Source organism: Natrarchaeobius oligotrophus (assembly GCF_003841465.1).
GTDB lineage: Archaea > Halobacteriota > Halobacteria > Halobacteriales > Natrialbaceae > Natrarchaeobius > Natrarchaeobius oligotrophus.
This window is the reverse complement of record NZ_REFZ01000026.1, coordinates 16,179-29,772: the sequence shown is the minus strand read 5'-3', so window position 1 is coordinate 29,772 and position 13,594 is coordinate 16,179. Positions and strand designations below refer to the sequence as shown.

Annotated in this window: 11 protein-coding genes; 3 read left to right on the top strand and 8 right to left on the bottom strand. The window is 68.2% G+C overall.

Translation table 11 applies throughout. The annotated features are described in order from the left end of the window. Positions 1–158: 158 nt before the first annotated feature. A complete protein-coding gene (locus EA472_RS23565) occupies positions 159–452 on the top strand; it encodes a DUF7552 domain-containing protein (RefSeq protein ID WP_449289236.1) in 294 nt (97 codons plus the stop codon). Positions 453–627: 175 nt separating this feature from the next. Here EA472_RS23565 and pheT read toward each other — a convergent pair whose 3' ends face one another. From pheT to EA472_RS20230, 8 genes are all read right to left on the bottom strand, one after another. Beyond that, complete coding sequence (gene pheT, locus EA472_RS20265; protein WP_124193319.1) at positions 628–2,397, bottom strand: phenylalanine--tRNA ligase subunit beta; 1,770 nt, start codon at positions 2,395–2,397, stop codon at positions 628–630. Further along, positions 2,397–3,923, bottom strand: a complete 1,527-nt coding sequence (pheS, locus tag EA472_RS20260) for a phenylalanine--tRNA ligase subunit alpha (protein ID WP_124193318.1) — start codon at positions 3,921–3,923, stop codon at positions 2,397–2,399. The genes pheT and pheS overlap by 1 nt, the downstream gene beginning before the upstream one ends. A 307-nt stretch (positions 3,924–4,230) precedes the next feature. After that, positions 4,231–5,595 (bottom strand): hypothetical protein, encoded by a 1,365-nt coding sequence (locus tag EA472_RS20255; RefSeq protein ID WP_124193317.1) that lies wholly within the window; start codon positions 5,593–5,595, stop codon positions 4,231–4,233. Between the two features lie 162 nt (positions 5,596–5,757). Then, a complete protein-coding gene (locus EA472_RS20250) occupies positions 5,758–7,515 on the bottom strand; it encodes a tryptophan--tRNA ligase (protein ID WP_124193316.1) in 1,758 nt (585 codons plus the stop codon). Positions 7,516–7,672: 157 nt separating this feature from the next. After that, positions 7,673–8,830, bottom strand: a complete 1,158-nt coding sequence (locus EA472_RS20245; protein ID WP_124193315.1) for a tubulin/FtsZ family protein — start codon at positions 8,828–8,830, stop codon at positions 7,673–7,675. Between the two features lie 56 nt (positions 8,831–8,886). Beyond that, on the bottom strand, positions 8,887–9,933 hold the full coding sequence (endA, locus tag EA472_RS20240) for a tRNA-intron lyase (protein ID WP_124193314.1): 1,047 nt from the start codon (positions 9,931–9,933) through the stop codon (positions 8,887–8,889). Positions 9,934–10,142: 209 nt separating this feature from the next. Further along, positions 10,143–10,919, bottom strand: a complete 777-nt coding sequence (locus EA472_RS20235; protein WP_124193313.1) for an endonuclease NucS — start codon at positions 10,917–10,919, stop codon at positions 10,143–10,145. An 80-nt stretch (positions 10,920–10,999) separates the two neighbouring features. Continuing rightward, the gene (locus EA472_RS20230) at positions 11,000–11,236 is read right to left on the bottom strand and encodes an Lrp/AsnC family transcriptional regulator (protein WP_124193312.1); all 237 of its coding nucleotides are present in this window, start codon (positions 11,234–11,236) and stop codon (positions 11,000–11,002) included. A 244-nt stretch (positions 11,237–11,480) separates the two neighbouring features. On the opposite strand from EA472_RS20230, the gene EA472_RS20225 reads away from it, so the two are divergent. After that, positions 11,481–12,077: a DJ-1/PfpI family protein gene (locus EA472_RS20225; RefSeq protein ID WP_124193311.1), complete on the top strand. Its 597-nt coding sequence runs from the start codon at positions 11,481–11,483 to the stop codon at positions 12,075–12,077. A 274-nt stretch (positions 12,078–12,351) separates the two neighbouring features. Further along, a complete protein-coding gene (locus EA472_RS20220; protein WP_124193321.1) occupies positions 12,352–13,380 on the top strand; it encodes an MFS transporter in 1,029 nt (342 codons plus the stop codon). The last annotated feature ends 214 nt before the right edge of the window (positions 13,381–13,594 follow it).

Sequence of the window (13,594 nt, the reverse complement as noted above, 5' to 3'; positions counted from 1 at the left end):
ACGAGCCGTCGATTACGCTCGACGGCTCGTTCACTGGCTCACCTGAATCGTGTTTTGACACCGCCGCGCAGGCCTATCTTCGATAGGATGCCCAACTGGGTACGAATTTACTGGAGGCTCTACTAGTGCTTTGGCAAGCCTGATCTGCAGGGTCGAATCTGTCGCCGCAGGCTGGTTCGACTCTGCAGTCGACGCTTGGCGGAGTACTAGACGACATCCGGCGATACGTCGAATCGCTCGCGAGCGATTCGGGCGAGTACGTCCTCCGCTGTGGACGAACGGGCGATCGTCCCGTTCCTGCGGCGGGGCTCACGTTCGGGACGCGAGCGACCGCCCGCGCGGCCGCACTCGAGCCTGCAGAACAACTCGCCCTCCTCCAGTCCGCAGATTTCTGGCGATGGCGGTCAACATCGCCGACCGCCACGACCCGTGGAGTGAGAGCCTCCCGCTGAAACCGGCAGACGATGACATCTCACGGGATGGGAGCGCCTGTGACAGCGCCGCGACCTCACCGAGCAGAGCCAACCACGGTAGATGACGCTCGGAGAGGTCGGGTCGGAATCCGCTGCCGGTAGTTAGCCGGTATTCCCATGCAGGGAAGCCGCGCCGTTTACGGCGCGGAGAATGTCACCGTAGTGCCGCCAGATCGAACTCGAACCCCGCAACCGGCACCTCGAGGTCGTGTTCGACCAGCACCTTCGGATGGATTTCACCGATGACGCCGACTTCTTCGCCGTCGACGACGACGCTCGCCGTTCGGCCCGGGATATACGTCGGGTGCTCGGTGGGCGGCGTCTCGAGGTCGACGTCGAAGCGCCGACAGAGCGCCTGGAGGCGCGCCTTGGCATCCTCGTATCCCGCGTCGTGGCTCGCGAGGACGGCGCCCACCCGACGACGCTCGTCGACGCCGGTGTTCTCCGCGTCGTCGAGGACGGCGGCGACGCCGATCTCGGCGAGGTCCTGTGGGTACGCACGGTGGGTGTTGCGCTCTAAGACCATCATGAGCGAGGGCGTAACCCACGTCCGGAGCATCGTGTAGTCCTCGCTGTAGGGTTCTTTGATCGTCGCCGGCTCGCCGGCGCCGAAGACGTCGTCGTCGGGCGAAATGCCGACCCGATCGTAGTTCTCCGCCTCGGAGATCATGTGGAAGTTGAGCAGGTCCTCGAAGCCCAGTCCCACCAGTTGCTCGCGTACGGAGCGCTCGAGCCGGGAGCGCTCGTGGCGGCCGCCGACGGTTCCCACGTCGGGGTACTTCGGCTCGAGGTCGTTGAAGCCGTAGGCCCGCCCGAGGTCGTCGATGACGTCGAGCGGGTGGAGGACGTCGACGCGATAGGGCGGGATCGTCACCTCGTAGACCAGTTCGTCGCCGTCGTCTCCGCCGTCCCGCTTCTCAGCCTCGAGTCCCGACCGTTCCGCGAGGTCGACCACCTCGTCGGGATCGAGGTCGATGCCGAGGATCGTCTCGATGCGGTCGTGGGAGACGGTCTTGGTCTTCGTCGAGAGATCGGGGCGGACGAGTTCGCGTCCGCCGGACTGCGTCCGGCTCCCGTTCGAGTCCGCGTTCGCGGATTCGCTGTCGGCGTACTCGATCGTCACCTCCTCGAGCGTCGCCCCTCTCGCCGCGAGCGCGTAGCAGACGATGTTCAACATCTTGTCGATCGTCCACTGGTCGGTGCCGGTCATCTCGACGAACAGGTCCCGCGAGTCGGTCGACACTTCGGTCCGGCGGCCGTTGATCACCGGCGGGAACGAAAACAGCCCGAGGTCGTCGTAGATCGCGGGATAGCGCTCGTACTCGCTCACCAGATCGGCGTAGGTCCGGCCGGTGGGGTGGTCCTCGAGCACCTCGCCGGGCGTCAGTTCGGCGTCCGAGTCGAGCGGGACGAACCGGTCCCCGTCGGGTTCGACGCCGACGTACTCGATGGTCGGGTTGCCTTCCGTCGCCGCCGAGCCTTTCAGCATCGTCAGGTCGTGAATGCCGATCGCGCCCTTCGCGCGCTTTCGGCCCATCGTCGCGTGCAGTTTCTCCTGGAGCTGGATCAGCGACTCGAGGCTCTCTTCGTCCAGATCGACGTCCCGGACCACCACCCCGGTGACGTACGGACGCTCCTCGGGGACGGAGTCGTCGACGACGATCGTCCACTCCGGCGAGTTCGCCGAGGGGACGTGGACGCCGCGGGCGTCGCCGTACTGGTAGCGCATCGACCGCGCGACGCCTTCGACCGAGAGCCGGTCGAGGCGGTCGGGTGCGAACTCGAGTTCGAACGCGCCCTCCTCGGTTCGGCCCTCGAACTCGAGGCCGAGGCCGAACAGGTCCTCTTTGAGTTCCTCGTCGCGTTTTTCCTCGCGGCCGGTCAGCTCGCGCAGTTCGTCGGGGTCGATGTCGACCGTTGGCATCAGTAGGTCACCTCCGTCTCCCGCAGCAGTTCGAGATCGCACAGCGTGCCGTGGATGTCGCGGATGTCCTCGAAGCCGTACATCAGCATGAGCAAACGCTCGAGTGCGAGCCCCCAGGCCATCACGTCACACTCCACCCCGAGGGGCTCGAGCATCTCCTCGCGGAAGATGCCCGAGTTGCCGATCTCCACCAGCTCGCCCGTCGTCGGGTGCGTGCCGAACAGTTCGAAGCTCGGCTCCGTGTAGGGGTTGTAGTGGGGTTTGAACTCGATGTCGGTGATGCCGAACTGGGCGTAGAACTCCTCGAAGGTGCCCATCAGGTCCCGAACCGAGAGATCCTCGGCCATCACCCAGCCCTCGATCTGGAAGAACTCGAGGAGGTGCGTCGGATCGAGCGTGTCGTTTCGATACACCTTCTCGACGCTGAAGTAGCGAGCCGGCGGCTCGATCTCGCCGATCTCGTGGCCCGCCAGGTAGCGCGCCGACAGCGAGGTGGTGTGTCCGCGCAGTGCGAGCGCCCGCGCGAACTCCTCGTCCCACGGCGAGCGGTACCCTTCGCCGTCGTCGCCCACGCCCTCGCGGTGGGCGCGCTCGACGCGCTCGACGAGGTCGTCCGGCAGGTCGTCGATGTGCGTGGGGTGCTCGAGCGCGAACCGGTCCCAGTGCGTGCGAGCGGGGTGGTCCTGGGGCATGAACAGGCAGTCGTTGATCCAGAAGTCCGCGTCGACGTGCGGCCCCTCCATCTCCTGAAAGCCCATGCCGACGAGGACGTCTTTCACCCGTTCTGCGGTCTGGCGCAGGATGTGGACGCGACCCCCCTCGACGCGCTCGGCGTCGGCCTCGACGTTGTACTCCGCGAACTCGACGTCTTCCCACTCCCCGCTGGTCAGCAGGTCCGGCGTGACCTGACCGATCGTCTCGGCGGTCTCGATGCCAGCCATCAGCTCCGTGACGCCCAGTTCCGAAAGCGTCACCTCCCGAACCGTCGACTCCGTCCGCTCGAGCAGACCGCGTCGGTCGAGTTGCTCGAGCGTCTCCGCGTCGACGTCGACGGTATCGACCGGCGCGTCGTCGGTATCCGAAAGCGTCTCGAGCGCGTTCGCCTCCGCGTCCGCACCCGGATCCGCGTCCGGATCGGCGGTGATCTCGCCGCTATCGATCGAGCCGTACCCCTTTCGCGCGTAGTTCGAAAGCGCGATGTCGACCTGCGGTCCCTCGAGTCCCGACGCGCCGATGACTTGCCCCATCGAGACGGGGTCGTCGTCCGCACCCGCCTCGAGGGCGGCCTCGTAGAGGCGAACTTCCGGGAGCCCCTCGTCGGCGTAGGTCGTCCCCTCGTCGGTGAGTGAGATCGTTTCGTCGACGCGCTCTTCGATGGCGACCAGCCCTTCCTCCGCGAGTTCGAACGCCGCCCCGGTGACGGTCTCCGGCGGAAGGTCGGTCGTCCGTGCGAGGGCGTCGACGGACGTTGCCTCGTCCGCGCTCGCGGCCTCCAAGACCGCGACCTGTGATTCTGGTAGTTGCATTCGCTTGTGTGGATGGCCGAGTGGCGGTCAGTTAGCGGTTCCGACTCCGATCGACGCCGATCCGGCGGACCGACGCGACGAGGACGGTTTCACCGCGGACGCCCGGTGTGGTCGTCCGGGGCTCCACCGTCCGGGTCAGCCCCAGAAAACGAATCCGAACCCCGAACGCGAACGCTGTGGCTGCTCGACGACGCCTGCCTCGCGGGATTCGGATGCCATACGCGAGAGGAGTCGGGAGCGCTCCAAAAATCTTGTGGGTTCGTCGCACACCGATCGCGTCGGAGCGTGACGACGCGACCGCCGGCGATCAGCGGTTCGAAAGTCGCGTCGTCTCGAGCGATCCCGATCCCACCAACCGATACCCCGACTGCTCGCCGACCGCTTTGGCTCGCGGAACCGCTCCGGGGTCGAACTCGTCGTCGAACTCGATGCGCGTTTCGACGGGCTCGGCCGGCGGCAACTCGGGCAGAAAGTCGTCGTCCTCGAGCACCCCGCGAACGGCGACGTCGCCGCCGGCGCCCAGGGCTGCTCCGAGCGCCCGGTACCGGTCGTCCTCGCGTTCCCATGCGACGTCCGACCCGAAGGCGTCGTTCGCGACTCGAGCCGTCTCGACGGCTCCCGAAAGCGACTTGGATTCCGCCGTCTCCGGCCCGGACGCGTCGTCGCCGCCCCGCCCGTCCGCTCGACCGCCGGCCGATCCGTCGTCTCCTCCCGTCGACGGATCGTCTCGAGCGCGCTCCGACTCGTCGTCCTCGTCACTCGACCGCTCCGCGTGCTCGCCGTGCATCCGGACGACGGCCGGAGAGCCGCCCCGGAACTCGAGTTCCTCGCCGTCGGTCGCCGACCGAGTCGCGTCCGTCGGCGGCGGACGGCGACCGTCCGCTCGTCCGTCGCCTCCGTCGCGGTCGCTCCGGTCGTCTTCGGCCTCTTCGATGAGCGCCGCCGCGTCCTGGAGGGTCACCTGCGTTCCGCCGGTCGTCGGTCGATCGTCGCGCTCTCGCTCGCTGGCCCACGCGGGCCATGGTCCGTCTTCGGGATCGGCGGTTCGCGTTTCCTCCGCGTTGCCCTCGGGCACGAACGCGTCGAGGCCGTACTCGGGAAGCAGCGGCCGACCGACCGCCCTGACGCGCGGCCCGTACCGATCCCGAAGCCCCTCGAGCTCGCCGCCGTCGACCAGCGCGGCCCGCCAGCGGTCGACGCCCGACGACAGGAGGACGAATCGCGCGTCGGTCCCCGAAAGCAGCGCGTCGTCGAGCGAGCGCAGGATCGCCGGCAGGTTGTCGGTTCCGAGCGGCGTCTCCGGGTACGAAACGGTTCGCTCGCGCCGTCTGTCGGTGTGATCGACGACGGAGACCGTCAGCCGCCTCCGGTCGACCGACCACGCACACTCGACGGTCCAGCCGACCGCCTCGAAGATCGACGTCAGCTCGGACCCGAGCGACTCGGATGCGTAGCGCGCCGAACACGAGAGTCCGCGATCGCTCCGGGCGACGATCCGTCGGAGCACCGTCGTTCGATCCCGGCCGTCGGCGAGCGCGCCCGCGAGTACCTCCTCGAGTGGCCCGTCGTCGCCGATCTCCCGTCGGATCTCGGCGGCCGTCACGCCGAACGCGCCCAGCACGTCGACGCAGACGAGCAGCTCGTCGTCTACGCCGCGGGGACCAGGCGTCATACCACTCGTACGGTTTCACGAACGAACGTATATATTTACGTCAGACGTGTAATCCCAATTTCAGCACGCGGGAAATATATGTCTGGCCGCGAACGAAATCGGCGACCGTTCTCGACGCCGCGGCGACTCGAGGCCGACGTCGCCGAAACGGCTCGAGTCAGCTCATCGTCGCGGCGACTCGAGTTCGATCTCCGTCGCCTCGAGCAGCTCCTCGACCTCGGCGCGCTTTTCCTGGTGGTCCGCGAGGAACTCTCGCATGAGCTGGGCGGCCTGTTCCTTGCAGTCGCCGCAGAGGCGCTCGCCGCCGACGCACTCGTCGTAGACGCGTTTTGCGAACTCGTCGTCGTCGCCCGCGAGCAGGTAGGCGTACAGTTCGTAGACGGGACACTCGTCGGCTCGTCCGCCCTTCTCGCGCTGTTCTTCGGCCGTCTCGCGGCCGCCGGTCGTCGCCGCTTTCACCTTGTCGTAGCCCGTCTCGGGCTCGTCGAGCAGGGAGATGTGGCTCGCCGGGATCGACGAGGACATCTTCCCGCCGGTCAGGCCGGTCATGAAGCGGTGATAGATCGACGACGGCGGGCGAAAGCCGTAGCCGCCGTGTTCGACTTCGATCTCCCGCGCCAGTTCTTCGGCCGCGTCGCGCTCGAGGTCGAAGGCGTCGACGTGGCTCTCGTAAACGCGTTTCTCGCCGTCGATCGCGTCGATAACCGCCTCGAACGCCTCGTCGGTCGCCCGCCGATCGAAAAACCGCATCCGCGGTCGCAGGGGTTCCTTTCCGGCTCCGATCAGTTTGTTCACCGTCTCGTCGATCGTCTCCCGACCGACGCGTCGCGGAAACTCGCCGCCGCGTGCGGCAAGCTGTGACGCCAGTGCGTCGCTGTCGAAGCCGTCGGCCGGCTCGAACAGCGTCTCGAGCGCCGACTCGACGTCGTCGTCGGTCGGTTCGTCGGCGTCGACGTCCGCGCCGACCTCGTCGGCGACGTACGCCAGGACGACTCCGGCCGACTGGCACCTGACGTCGTCCTCGAGTTCGTTCTCCGCCGCGATCTCTCCGAGCAGCTCGTACACCCACTCGATCAGCTCGTACTCGGCGGGCGTGGCTTCGAAGCTCGCGTACGCCCGCGAGACCTTGAAAAACCGCATCCGCTCGGCGAGGTCGCGTGCGAGTCGCACGTGAGGGTCCTGGTCGGGTCCGACGGGGATGACCGTCGGCTTTGGCTCCTCGAGTTGCGGGTAGAGGATGTCGGCCATCTGCGTGACGACCGACTCCATGTGCGAGATCGAGGTCTCGCCGTCGAAGCCGTAGATCGCCTGAAACTCCGAGAAGTTCGCCTCCGCGCCGAGGTCGAACGCCAGATCTTGGACCTCGCGGTTCGTCGACTGTCGGTAGAGTTCGCCCTCTTCGGGGTCGAACCCGAGCGCGAGCAGCGAGAGGAGGTAGTTGCGCGCGTGCTCGTCGATCTCCGCCCAGCGCATCCCGCGGGCGGAGTTGGCCTCGAGGTCCGCGATCAGCGCGTAGGCGTCGGCGCCGCGGCGCTGGTGCCAGATGATCTCGTCGAAGACGAGCTTGTGGCCGATGTGGGGATCGCCCGTCGGCATGAACCCCGAGAGGACGGCTGCGGGCTCGTCGTTTCGCAACGCCTCGGCGACCGGCCGGTAGTCGCGGTGGCCGAAGATGACGCCACGACGCATCAGGTAGTGCGGACTCGGCACCTCGTCGCTGACCTCGTCGAACTCTTCGATGCCGAACTCCTCGAACAGCTTCCGGTAGTCGGAGACGCTCGAGGAGCCCCACGGATCCAGCGCGACGTCGCTCGCCTCCGCAGCTCCGCCGTCGGCGCGGAGCTCCGACGGGGCTCGCTCGCCCTCGCCGGTGATCGATTCCCCTGGCTCGGACTCCTCGAGTGGGTCGTCTCCGGTCATCGTCACCGCTTTGGCGCTCCAGCGCGCAAAAACCTTCGCTTCTCGTTTCGCGCTCGAGTCCGGTTTGTTTTCGACTCGACTCGGTGAACCGAACGGCCGGAACTGATCCCGGCTCTCACCTCCGACGTCGCGTTCACGCGGCGGCTGACCGACCGAGTCACGCGTCTCGTCGACCCCGATCCAGCGGCCTGGTCCGCGACCGGAGCGCCTCGAGCCGGGAAACGGGGTCGACCCCCGCGAGCACCACGACCGCGAACACGTCCTCGCCGTCGGGTCGCGGCGCGTCTCCGCCGAGGATCTCGCTCGAGCCGGTGGCCGACTCGATCGTCCGTCGCCCGTCGGCGATCGCCCGCCGGTTGAGCCACGCCGGCGGACCGCCCACCACGAGCATCGCGCGGGAGGCGTTCGCCGGCTCGCACTCGAGGGTGAGCTTTCCGCGCAGCGCCTTTCCGACGCTCGTCTCGACGGCGCTGACCGCCTCGCTCGTCTCGACGCTCGGCTCGGACGAGAAGAGTCCGAGCCCGAAGCGCGAGCCGCCGCCGTCGGTTTCGACCCGCTGGGTGCCGTATCCGATCGTCGCGACGTCCGTCCCGGATCCGAGGATGCGACCCACGTCGCTCGCGTCGACGATCGTCTCGGCCGCTCCGTCCGCACCGCCGCCCGCATCCGCCGTCGCCGAGAAGAACGCCGCCACCCGCGCCGCCAGTTCCCGGTTCAGTCGATCGCGGACGTCGGCCACCGTCTCGCCGCGTTTCAACCAGCTCTCGTTGTCGAAACAGATCACGGCGTTCGCGAGCCCGTCGAGGCGATCGAGCGTTCGAACCGCGTTCTCCTCGGCCATCGGTCGAACGTGACCGTCGGCGTCCGCCCGCCCGTCGTTCCCCGGCGGCGGCTCGAGCTCCCGTCTCGCCGGCAACGTCGCGAGCACGTAGACCGGCGCGTCGTACAGCGTCTGGAGGTTGCCGACCAGATGCGGGACGGTCCCGCCGCCGGTCGCTCCACCGAGTCCGACGGCGACGAGAAACGCGTCGGCGACGGACGGCGATCCGGCGTCGAGTCGTCGGCTCAGTTCGTCGACGTACTCCTCCCCGACCGCGAGGCCGCGTTGGAGGTTGCCGTCGAGTCCGCCTTCGCTCGTCTCGCCGTACCGGTGACGGTGGGAATCGGGAATCGCTTCGAGTCCCACGCGCGACGCGGAATCGGTGTCGAACGCGAACGCGTCGGCGACGAACGAGTGCTCGGCCGGATCGCTTCGCCGTATCGCCTCCGCGATCCGACAGCCTGCGCCGCCGACGCCGATCACCTCGAGTTGCATGCCGGGAGCTATGCGCTCGGCCGTACGTCAGTGTAGTGATTCGACGGTTTCGTCGCTCAGGGCGTCAGTCGCTCGAGCGACCACCACTCGATCCCGTCGCCGTCGACGAGCGCGAACACCATCGTCTTGCGGACGCCGTGGGCGAGTCGCACGTCGAGCGAGAGGTCCCGGGGCTCGAAGACGTACTCCGCGGGGTGGACGCGAATCAGCAGTTCCGAGTGCCCCAGGTCGTCGACCGACTCGACGTGCGCGTAGGTCCGAAAGTCCGCACCGAACTTGTAGCCCGTCTTCGGAACGACGCCCCGATCGCGCAACTCGGCGTAGACGGTCAACCGCCTGTGGAACCGTTCGCCCTCCACGTCCCGCCCGCGCCGACGCACCGTCTCCGACTCCAGGTCGATCGCCCCCCGTTCGGCCAGGTACGCGGCTTCGAGCAGCGAGCACTGTAGCGTCGGTCGGTCGTACTCCCGTCCCTCGAGGGGCTGTCCGTAAAAGCCCCCCTCGTAGAGCTCGACGGGCGGCTCCCAGACGACGACCCGATCGGCGAGCAGGTCAGCCGCACAGCCGTCGGGCAGCGCCGTCGTGGTAGATCCCTCCGGATCACGCCGGTCGACGTCGAAGTATGTGATCTCGCTTTCCTCGTCGACGACGGCCAGGACGCCTTTCCGGAGTTCGTCAGCGGGAACGTCGGTTCGTTCCCCGATGACGCGCAGTGCGTACCCGATCTCGCCGTCGCCGGGCCCCATCCCGCGGGGAAACACCGCGAAGTCGGTCGCGGGTGGATCGTCGATCCACGGCTCCGCGGCCGGCGAGAGGTAAAACCCCCGCGACCGGAGGTCGGCGTAGACGAGAAACCGGACGCCGAACTCCTCGCCCGGTTCGCGGGCGACGAACGAGCGGAAGCCGAGCCGGTTCCCGTCCGCGTCGACGACCGCCTCGAGGTCGCCGCGAAAGAGCAGGTGTGCAGCCTCGACGGGGGCCAGCGCGATCTCGTTGCCCGAGAGCGGGTAGCCGTACCCTCGCGAGTCGTGATAGCGCTGGCGAGCGTCTCCGCCCACGCGGACGACGTCCGCTTCGTCGTCGTACCGCCCCTCGAGTGACATGTTCGTCCGTTCGCTTGCGGGCGTTAAGTGACTGTGGATCGACGCTGGCGATCGTCGCACGGCTCGCCGTGTCGACTTCTCGTCGTCGCGGTGCGAGTGCGATCGCGCCGACGCTGCCCGTGCCGGCCCGTCGTCATCGCCATCCGACGACCGAGAGACGGTCGCGCTCGCCTCGAAACTGCCCGACGACGGTCCGTACGCCGACAGCATCAGTCGCCGCCCGCGGGAGAGGGACGGGACGACCGCTCGAGCCGTCGGTCGCACGTGGCGTCGAGACAGCGGCTCCCGGTTCGGGTTTCGAACGTCGGTAATCCGCAGCCGCACTGGCCGTCGACGACGCCGGTTGGAAACGCGAATCCGACGTCGCAGTCGGGGTAGTGCTCGCAGCCGGCGATGAGCCCGCCGCGTCGGAGGATCCGGAGGTCGCCGGCGCAGTTCGGCTCCGGACAGTCCCACTCGCGGTCGAAGGCGTCCACGACCGCGTCGTCGAGCGACTCGCAGTCGCGGTCGAGACAGACGTCGAACGCGAGCCCCCGCTCGACGCGCATCCGTGGCAGACCGCAGCCGCAGCGGCTCTGTTCGGTTCGAATGGTCGCGTCGGTCGGCACGCCGTACCGGGATCCGCAGTCGACGCAGTGCACGCCGTTCGAGCGCACGAGCGCGCCGTCACAGTCGGGGCACGCACCGACGGGAACGCCGGCGGCCGACGTCGGATAGTGGGCGAATCCGTCCTGGTCGTGGGCCGCGATTCGCAACGTCTGTTCGCCTTTTTTCGCCACGAGGCTGAACCCGTCCGCGCGGTCGCTCGAGACGCTGTCCGCGCGGGTGAGCCACGCGACCGGCTGGTAGCCGTCGACGTCGTGGACCAGAACGGTGTTGTCGGGCTTGACGATCGTCGTCACTCGTCCGCGGTACTCCGTGCGGTCCTCCGCCTCCGCGATTACGGTGCAGTCGCCCGCGAGCACGCGGATCGCCTCGTCGATCATGCCGCCGTTGGCCCCGTCTTCGCACTTAAACTCGAGGGCGGACCGATCGCTCGCATCCCTCTCACGGATCGTCTCGAGGGTCAGTGATCGTCCAGGCAGATGTACGTCCGCGTCGTTCCGACGCCGTCGAGCGGACGGATCTCGCCCGTGATTGTCGAGAGAATGTCGTGGGGGTCGCTCCCCTCGAGTTCGACCATGACGTCGAACTCGCCGGAAATCACGGACGCCTCGAGGACGCCCTCGCACTCGCGGGCGGCTTCGCAGACGTCCCTCGCGACGCCGGTGGCGGCGTCGACAGCTGTGAACGCGTACACCATCTCCCGTGTGACTTCGTCACGGAGCCACAAATAACGGACGTGGTCGGCACGTCCGAGCGCGCTCGCCTCGCGACGGCTCGTCGGCCCGCTTCGGCCCGGTCGATCGACTCGCCCGCTCGAGACGTCCGGTCGTCGCCGCCACCTCTCTCGCTCGAGGACGCCCCCGTCGGATCGACGCGCGAATCTGGCGGTTCGGTGAACCGCCCGGCACAATACGTTTGTCCGTCGGGGTCGACCTTCGCGTATGGTCGACACCACCGCCGAAATCGTGCTCTTCGACGGCTTCGACGAACTCGACGCGATCGGTCCCTACGAGGTGCTCGCAAACGGCGCGCAGGCCGGCGCGTCGCTCGAGACCCGACTCGTGACGCTCGAGGAGACCGACGTCGTGACGGCCAGTCACGACCTCCGCGTCGAACCGCAGGGAACGCTCGGCGAGCCGGATCTGTTGCTCGTTCCCGGCGGCGGCTGGACGACGGCGAACGAGGGCGTCCGCGCCGTCGTCGCGGACGGCGTCTTGCCCGACGCCGTCGACGAGTGCTACACCGCCGGCGCGACGGTCGCGTCGGTCTGTACCGGTGCGATGATCCTCTCGGAGGCGGGGCTGCTCGAGGGGCGACCCGCGACGACTCACCCTGTCGCCGTGGACGACCTCGAGGCCACGGACGCGACCGTGGTCGACGAGCGCGTCGTCGACGACGGCGACGTGCTCACCGCCGGCGGCGTCACCTCCGGCATCGACCTGGCGCTGTGGCTGCTCGAGCGGGAGTTCGGCGACGACGTCGCGACCCAGGTCGCTCGAGAGATGGCACACGAGCGCCGGGGCGAGGTCTTCGGATAACGGTCCTCGATCGCGGTCCTGACCGTCCGATCGAACGGCTCACCGAGTGTCTTCGCTCCTCGCTCGCGGCGTCGGATGGGTGTTGCAGTGCTCGAAGGAGCAGGGACCCTCCGTTGCGCTCGAAGCGGGGCGAGTACGCCGTTCGGCGTGAGCCGCTCGTCTCGCACCCGGTCCGTCGAACTCCCGTCGCGCACCGATCGGACGTCCGCTCCACGAGTGCTGTGGCGCAAAGCTATGCTTCCGGCAAGCGATTACCGTACGGTCCGTGAACGACCTGGAATCCACGCCGAACCGACGATGGCGCGCACTCGGCATCATCGCCCTGGCCGAGCTGTTGGTGATGTCGCTCTGGTTCAGCGCGACAGCAGCGGCGCCGGAGTTAGCTGTCGCGTGGGACCTGACGCCGGCCGAAACCGCGTGGCTGACGGTCGCCGTTCAACTCGGGTTCGTGACCGGAGCGCTGCTCTCCGCGCTCCTTACGGTTTCGGACGTCGTTCAACCCCGCTACCTGTTCGCCGGCTCGGCCCTGTTCGGTGCGGCAGTCACTGCCGCGATCGCGGGTGTCGTCGAATCCGCGCTTCCCGCCATTGGCCTTCGGTTCTTGACCGGCGTTGCCGGCGTGCTCGTCCTCGCGGTCGAAGAGGGACCGTACCAGGCTCCGTCCGCTCCCTTCGACCCGCGAGCGGTTGGGCGGATTCTTCGCGACCGGGGAACGCTCCTCGCCAACGCGGGGTATTTCGGCCACATGTGGGAGCTGTACGCCGTCTGGACGTGGATCCCGATTTTTCTCGTCGCGAGTCTGACCGCTGCAGGCGTCGAGGGCGACGCGACTCGAATCGCCTCGGTACTCGCGTTCGCGACGATCGCGATGGGCGGGCCGGGGGCCGTCGCGGCCGGATACGGCGCCGACCGTCTCGGCCGGACGACGATCACGAGCGCGAGCCTGCTCGTCAGCGGCTCGGCGTGTCTCGGTGCCGGGCTGGTCTTCGGCACGTCGCTGTACCTCACCACCGCATTCGTACTGATCTGGGGGTTCACGATCGTCGCCGACTCCGCCCAGTTTTCGGCGTGCGTGACCGAACTCGCCGAACCGGAGTACGTCGGGACCGCACTGACGCTCCAGACCGCGGTGGGATTTCTGCTCACGACCCTGTCGATACAGCTCCTTCCACTCGTCGCCGCGTTCCTCGGCTGGCGGTGGGCGTTCGTCCCCCTGGCGATCGGACCCGCTGCAGGCACGGTCGCTATGCTGTGGCTTCGCTCGCTTCCGGAGTCCCGCCAGCTGGCGAGCGGCAATCGGTAGCTCGACTACCGCGTGCCGGTGCGACCGCGACGACGCAGCTCCGGGGCGAGCCACGCTTGCGATCCAGCGGGACGGCGGGTCGCGCGCTGGTGCACTCGAGTCCGTCGCGCGCCGAATCCACCGCCCCGGCGCGCGAGGGGTGTGAGCGCAGCGCGCCGGTTACGCGCGCGGTTCGTCCGCCGACCAAACGGCTATCCGAGTCCGTCGAGTAGTC

Coding starts and splice junctions, on each gene's coding strand:
- endA (WP_124193314.1), bottom strand. CDS start 9,933: ATGTCACTCGAGGGGCGGTACGACGACGAAGCGGACGTCGTCCGCGTG.
- EA472_RS20235 (WP_124193313.1), bottom strand. CDS start 10,919: ATGATCGACGAGGCGATCCGCGTGCTCGCGGGCGACTGCACCGTAATC.
- EA472_RS20245 (WP_124193315.1), bottom strand. CDS start 8,830: ATGCAACTCGAGGTGATCGGCGTCGGCGGCGCAGGCTGTCGGATCGCG.
- EA472_RS20250 (WP_124193316.1), bottom strand. CDS start 7,515: ATGACCGGAGACGACCCACTCGAGGAGTCCGAGCCAGGGGAATCGATC.
- pheS (WP_124193318.1), bottom strand. CDS start 3,923: ATGCAACTACCAGAATCACAGGTCGCGGTCTTGGAGGCCGCGAGCGCG.
- EA472_RS20255 (WP_124193317.1), bottom strand. CDS start 5,595: ATGACGCCTGGTCCCCGCGGCGTAGACGACGAGCTGCTCGTCTGCGTC.
- pheT (WP_124193319.1), bottom strand. CDS start 2,397: ATGCCAACGGTCGACATCGACCCCGACGAACTGCGCGAGCTGACCGGC.
- EA472_RS20230 (WP_124193312.1), bottom strand. CDS start 11,236: ATGGTGTACGCGTTCACAGCTGTCGACGCCGCCACCGGCGTCGCGAGG.
- EA472_RS20225 (WP_124193311.1), top strand. CDS start 11,481: ATGGTCGACACCACCGCCGAAATCGTGCTCTTCGACGGCTTCGACGAA.